The following is a 6,546-nucleotide window of genomic DNA, read 5'->3' on the forward strand; positions in this document are numbered from 1 at the left end:
AGAAAAACTTGATTAATAATGTACAGGATTAATTCTACTACAAAATTGGAAGGAGGGGGCAACCATCGATCCCTACCTCCCACACTCCGAGAATGATTATTATTCTTGAGAATGAATAGTTTATTTTTTGGAAGTCCCTAAGGCTTGCAAGACTTCATTCCCCGTTACCTTTCCTGGAACAACTTCGTAGCGTTTTTCTGCGGCAATCCAGCGATTGGGTAGGCGTTCTACATTGGCAAATGTCCCAGTATTCTCCAAGAATTTAGCAACAGCTTCCGCATCTTTGGCGGGTTTACTCAAAGATGGTAGAAAGTTCCGGTTATCGTAATCGTTAATGCCGATGACGAGGGCGTAGCGAGCCATAGACAGTCAGCAAGGGATAGAAATGTTTTTTATGTTAGGTTATTTTTTGGTAAACTGCAAGGAAAGCATACGCCCTCCCTTAGATATAGCGGTTCTCGCATCTGTGCGGCACACTTAAATCTTTGCTGATTAAGCTGTTCAGAATCGGAAATGTACCTCTTCTGAATCAGAAACGCTATAATCTTTTCTTATCATCACAAGTACGGGAGAGCCAAGAAATAGTTAAGAAAAAAGTTAATTTTCAATTTCTGCATTATTTATGACTCGACTAACTCCGATCCAAATTGACGAAAACACTCTAATTTATATAGAGTCCACCGATGACCTAGAAATTCCTGCCGAGACAGTAAAAACCGAGGGAAGAGTTCCTAAAAGGGGAACTTCTATACCAGATAAACAGCAAATTTTGCAGAATTTTCAGACAATTGAAGATACAATTCGTACTTACACTACTTACACTTTAAACGCTTTTCGCAATTTAGCCATTGCCAACATTGAGGAAGTCACTTTACAATTTGGTGTGGAAATCGGCGGTGAGGTAGGAATCCCTTATATTACCAAAGGAACCGCTAAAAGTAATTTAAATATTACGGTTAAGTGTACCTTTCCTAAGCCGCCGAACTCGTCTGATTGATGGTTCAATATTTAACGTTTTCTGGTTCTTCCGTATATTACCAAAATAAGAGAGCCAAATAATCTTGATTAAAGTCTCTGGTCTTGATTTTGGGGATAACTGGGGAATAGATCTCTGGGGAAATCCTCGGCACTTAAACAGGTTTGTAAAGCTTGGGAGGGATTATTTTTGTCCACACCACGACTGACAGCGATAACGCACTCGGAAAAGCGACCGGGTAATAAACTTTGACGACAGGAATCTAAAATCTGTGTAGAAATCCCTAATTTATCGGGTTCCTTGGCTGTTTCCGTTTGTTTGAGGGAATTAGCGGCAAACAAGGGGGCAGCGCGATGGATATCGACCACACAATGAGCTAGATCGATAGGACGACGCACTTGAAAACAAGCTTGCAGAGCCAGATTACCATCGATCGGGGTTTTGGATTTAATCATCACCACACACCGGGATAATTCTTTAGGAATTAATGCTTCTGAACAAGCGGTGGCGGCATCTTCGGGACTGACTCCCGTGCCGACAATCTGACTGATACAGGCACTAAATTGATTATTGTTGCCAAATGCGATCGCTGTTCGGTTCATTTCTACTAAGCCAAGGGAAATAGTAGCGATCGCGCTCCAACTAGCAATTTTTTTAATATGGTTTTTCATTGTTTGCTCACACCGAAGATTTTAAGGCTAACTGGCCTTGATCTTAACAGATTCACGGGGAACAGGAAACAGGGAGATGGGGGAAGGGAATTATGAAGTGGGGAGATGGGGGAATGGGGAGATGGGGGAATGGGGAGATGGGGGAATTTGACTAATACCCCAAAACCCTAAAACCCCAACCCCTAACACCCAAGGATCAAAATTAGTATTCTGGTACAGTGGAATCGACTTCGCGACTCCAGGCACTGATACCACCTTTGACGTTGATTCCTTCGATACCTGCGTCTTTGAGGATAGCGAGGGCCTTAGCGGAACGTCCCCCCATCTTACAATGGGCGATCAGACGATAACCGTTGACTAATTCCTTAATTTTGGGAATTGCCGCACCATTTTCGATATCGGGTAGGGGAATTAACACCGAGTTGGGAATCTTAGCGATTTGGTACTCGTTGGGATTACGCACATCGATGAGAACGTAATCATTAGCATTGCTGTCAAGTAGTGCTTTTAACTCTACTACGGTCATTTCTGTCATTTTTTGCTGTTCTGCCGCTTCTTGTGCTTTCGCTTGCGGAATACCGCAGAATTGTTCGTAATCAATTAGTTTTTCAATGACGGGACGGATAGGATTCGGGCGCAATTTTAACTCGCGGAATTTCATTTCCCAAGCATTGTAAAGCAGTAAACGACCACTGAGGGTATCCGGAGCGCCGAGGATAATTTTAATGGCTTCTGTGGCTTGAATTGTGCCGATTACTCCGGGTAAAACCCCCAAAACGCCGCCTTCCGCACAGGAGGGAACCATCCCCGGTGGTGGCGGTTCGGGATAGAGATCGCGGTAGTTGGGACCGCCTTGGTAGTTAAAAACGGTTGCCTGTCCTTCAAAGCGGAAAATTGAGCCATAGACGTTGGGTTTGTCGAGAAGAACACAAGCATCATTAGTCAGATAACGGGTGGGGAAATTATCGGTCCCGTCGATAACTACATCATAGGGGGCTAAAATGTCAAGGGCATTTTCGGAACTTATGCGGGTTTCGTACAAATCCACCTGACAATAGGGGTTAATTTCTAGAATTCTGTCCTTAGCGGAAACAATTTTCGGTTTACCTACCCAAGAAGTGCCGTGAATAATTTGACGTTGCAGATTGGAACTATCGACGATATCGAAGTCAACAATACCGATTCTACCGATGCCAGCCGCCGCTAGATAGAGTAAAAGCGGGGAACCGAGTCCCCCGGTGCCGATGCAGAGAACACTGGCGGCTTTTAGTTTTTTTTGACCTTCTAAGCCCACTTCGGGCAGAATAATGTGTCGAGAGTAGCGTTGAACCTCCTCTTTGGAAAGTTCGATCGCCGCGAGATTAGGATTTAGCATAGATTGGGTAAATAGTGAAACCTGACTCGATTCGGGCAAGAATTTCGTCTCAGCACGATTTAGAGACAAAAATCAGGAAGACTCGATCGCTTCCTGGATTTTTAATTCTTTCTATGCCTATGATAGTGTGAGGGTCTGGCTGCGTGTTGTTAATATTAGTTAACTTTCCCCTGCCACTTGGGTGCGATATTCACTAGCGGAGAGGGTATCAGCCAAGGCAGTATCGGGATTTTCTACCCGCACTTTTAATAACCAACCCTCCCCGTGGGGATCATCGGCAATTAATTCGGGGGAGTCAATCATCGCTTGATTGCGATCGACTACGGTCCCCGAGACGGGAGGATAAAGATCTTCTACCGCTTTTACCGATTCAATCGTGCCGAAACTACTACCTACTTCCAGTGCCTCTCCCAATTCGGGCAATTCTAGAAACACGATATCACCCAATTGATCGACGGCAAAAGCACTAATTCCCAAGGTAGCGATTTCACCTTCGAGTCTGACGTATTCGTGGGTTTCTAGGTATCTCAAATCCTCGGGATATTCCAGTTCCATCGTCTGTCTCTAAATATTTACAGCATCAGTTAGTTTACTAGATCTCTTGGGGAAAATGTTCATCGGCTAGGGCTGTTTTATTGCCAACCCTACCTAGACAAAATTAATTACACCGATCGAACCCTGATTAAACAGCTAGAATTGGTCTAGGTTGATCGGGGAACGCCACAGAACACTGGAAAAGTAAGGGTTAGCCGCTTTTTTAGCTCACTTAACAATACCCAGTTTAAATGCCTCCTAGCTTACTTATGTTAAATCCCATCTTAGAGCCTCGTGGTGGCGAACATCAAACCATAAGAGCCTTTTTTGAGCCAAAAAACATCGCTGTGGTGGGATTTAATCGCCAAAATCCCCAACTTGATCGCACTCTTTTAAATAATCTCCATCATAATCCCGGTCAGCACCGTCTTTATCTAGTTAATCCTCACCCCGAAAACCGGCTCGATCTTCCCACCTATAGCAGTTTAGAGGATATCCAGGCGGCGATCGATCTGGTAATTATCACCGCCCCTGCCCCCGAAATTCCCGCTATTATCGCCCAATCTGTCGAAAAAAAGGTTAAATGCGCCCTGATTCTCTCCACGGGTTTTCGGGAAACTGGACAGATGGGGGAAAATTTACTCAGGGAAATTAAAGCGATCGCTGGTCAAAAATTACGCATCATCGGTCCCCATAGCTCGGGAATCAGCAATCTCAGCCAAAATCTTAACGCCACCTTTTCCCCCATCCTGCCGAAAACCGGTTCAATTGCCCTGATTAGTCAAAGTGGGGCGATCGCTGCCGCCGTGCTTGATTGGAGTTTAAGCGAAAATGTCGGTTTTAGTCACTTTATCTCCCTCGGAGTCCTTTTAGATGTGGATTGGGGCGAATTACTCTATTATTTGGGAGACGATCCCCAAACCAAAAGCATCGTTATCTACCTGGAATCCCTGAATAATGCCCGCTCTTTTCTGTCCTCAGCCCGAGAAGTTGCCCTAAATAAACCAATTATCGCCATTAGTCGCCACAGTACCGACTTTGACCTTACTTCTCTTTCCCACGCTGGCAAATTAACCAGCGATCAGCTAACTCTCTCCGCTGCCTTTGCTCGTTGTGGCATCGTGGAAGTACAAAGACTGGCCGATCTCTTGAATATCACGCAAGTTTTAGCGAAAATTCCCCGATTTCCCCGGGGAAAACGCTTGACAATCATCAGCAATGGTGTTGCTCCCGCTCTTTTAGCGGCCTCGGCTTTACTGGCGGAAGATGGACAACTGGCAACCCTTACCCCCGCAACGATCGGAAAACTAGCGCCTCTTGTTCCCGCGGATATCGTCCCCCAAAATCCCATCGATCTGCGTCGCAGCAGCGATCCCGATAGCTACGCTCGCGCCCTAGAGATCGCTTTAGCGGATGCACATACCGACGCGGTGTTGATGATTCTCTCGCCTCGCTTTAACACTGATCTGCGAGAAATTGCCCTTAGAATCGCCTCAATCGCTCAAAATAGCACAAAACCCATTTTAGCAAGTTTGATGGGGGGAGAGGGCATTGCAGAGGGGGTAGCGTTATTAAATCAGCAAGGTATCCCCACCTATCGCTATCCCGATTCGGCGGCCCGGGTGTTTAATTTGCTCTGGAAATATGAGGAGAATCTGCGCGGTCTTTATCAAACGCCAATTTTAACCAATTCCAGGGAAAATAGCTCCGATCGAGTTTTAGTGAGCCAGATTATCGAGCAAGCAGGGGATAGAACAATTCTCAGTGAGCTAGAGTCTTTAGAGCTACTGAAAGCTTATGGAATCCCTGTTATTGTCACTAAAGTCGCCGAAAGTGCCGCAGAAGCAGTTAATCTCGCTGAATCTCTCGGTTATCCCGTGGTGATGAAACTGCATTCCCAGACGATTATCCATAAAAGCGCGGTGGGTGGGGTACAATTGCCGCTTTTTTCCCCTAGGGCAGTGGTGCAAGCGTATCAAGCGATCGAAGCTAATGTTAGCGCACAAGTAGGTGGGGAGCATTTTCTCGGGGTGAGTATTCAACCGATGTTAGAAATCGATCGAGGATATGAGTTAATTATCGGCTCTAATTACGATGATCAGTGCGGACCGGTGATAATTTTCGGTACTGGTGGCCGTTTAGTCGATATTTTTCAAGATTACGCCACCGCTCTACCTCCTTTAAATACTAATCTCGCGCGCCGACTTTTAGAAAAAACCAAGATTTATCGGGCTTTTAACGGGACAAATGGGCTTAAATCGCTTAATTTAGCGAATTTGGAGCAAATAATCGTGAGATTTAGTCACCTGGTTAGTGAACAACCTCGCATTAAAACTATCGATATTAATCCCTTTTTTGCCGATTCAGAGCAATTGATCGCTCTTTCCGCTTCTATCCTTCTTCATCCTCCAACTACTACCCCAGAAAAGTTATCTCATCCGGCGATTCGTCCCTATCCCGAACATTATATGGGACTTTGGACGACGAAAAGAGGCTTAAAGGTGCTAATTCGTCCGATTCGGGCAGCGGATGAGCCTTTAGTGCGACAATTTCACCATTATCTCTCGGAAGAAACTATTTATTATCGTTATTTTCACCTTGTCAATCTCGATCGCCAAACCGCTTATGATCGTCTTACGCGCATTTGTTTTATCGACTACGATCGAGTAATGAGCTTAGTGGTAGAGATTAATAACGATCAGACGGAAGAACCAGAAATTATCGCTATAGGACGCTTAAATAAACTACATGGCGTTAATATGGCAGAATTTGACCTATTAGTTAGGGATGACTATCAAGGTCAAGGAATTGGTACAGAATTACTACATCGGTTAGTCACTATTGGCAAAAAGGAAGGATTAGAGGGAATCGAAGGGGAAATTTTAAGGGATAATCGCGCTATGCAGATGATAGCCGCTAAAGTGGGGTTTTCTCTCTATAAAACTGCCGATTTTGTCAAAGCGGAACTTGAATTATGAAGCCTTTTTGAC

6 protein-coding genes are annotated in these 6,546 nt (G+C 45.0%); 2 read left to right on the top strand and 4 right to left on the bottom strand.

Going from position 1 to position 6,546, the window contains the following annotated elements; genetic code table 11:
- Nucleotides 1–120: 120 nt before the first annotated feature.
- Nucleotides 121–363, bottom strand: coding sequence for a caspase family protein (locus O9323_RS00560; RefSeq protein ID WP_288124528.1), 243 nt, complete (start codon nt 361–363; stop codon nt 121–123).
- 259 nt (nt 364–622) lie between these two features.
- On the opposite strand from O9323_RS00560, the gene O9323_RS00565 reads away from it, so the two are divergent.
- On the top strand, nt 623–997 hold the full coding sequence (locus O9323_RS00565; RefSeq protein ID WP_004159145.1) for a CU044_2847 family protein: 375 nt from the start codon (nt 623–625) through the stop codon (nt 995–997).
- Between the two features lie 68 nt (nt 998–1,065).
- Here the strand turns inward: O9323_RS00565 and O9323_RS00570 are convergent, their stop codons facing one another.
- The 3 genes from O9323_RS00570 to gcvH all read right to left on the bottom strand — a co-directional run bounded on the left by O9323_RS00570 (nt 1,066) and on the right by gcvH (nt 3,577).
- The gene (locus O9323_RS00570) at nt 1,066–1,647 is read right to left on the bottom strand and encodes a hypothetical protein (protein ID WP_288124529.1); all 582 of its coding nucleotides are present in this window, start codon (nt 1,645–1,647) and stop codon (nt 1,066–1,068) included.
- A gap of 202 nt (nt 1,648–1,849) precedes the next feature.
- Entirely contained in the window at nt 1,850–3,022 is a 1,173-nt protein-coding gene (gene moeB, locus O9323_RS00575) for a molybdopterin-synthase adenylyltransferase MoeB (protein ID WP_002773621.1), read from the bottom strand.
- Between the two features lie 159 nt (nt 3,023–3,181).
- Nucleotides 3,182–3,577, bottom strand: coding sequence for a glycine cleavage system protein GcvH (gcvH, locus tag O9323_RS00580; RefSeq protein WP_002773620.1), 396 nt, complete (start codon nt 3,575–3,577; stop codon nt 3,182–3,184).
- A 248-nt stretch (nt 3,578–3,825) separates the two neighbouring features.
- On the opposite strand from gcvH, the gene O9323_RS00585 reads away from it, so the two are divergent.
- On the top strand, nt 3,826–6,534 hold the full coding sequence (locus O9323_RS00585; RefSeq protein ID WP_288124530.1) for a bifunctional acetate--CoA ligase family protein/GNAT family N-acetyltransferase: 2,709 nt from the start codon (nt 3,826–3,828) through the stop codon (nt 6,532–6,534).
- The last annotated feature ends 12 nt before the right edge of the window (nt 6,535–6,546 follow it).

Source organism: Microcystis sp. LE19-131.1A (genome assembly GCF_027532015.1).
In the GTDB taxonomy this organism is placed as follows: Bacteria; Cyanobacteriota; Cyanobacteriia; order Cyanobacteriales; family Microcystaceae; genus Microcystis; species Microcystis ichthyoblabe_A.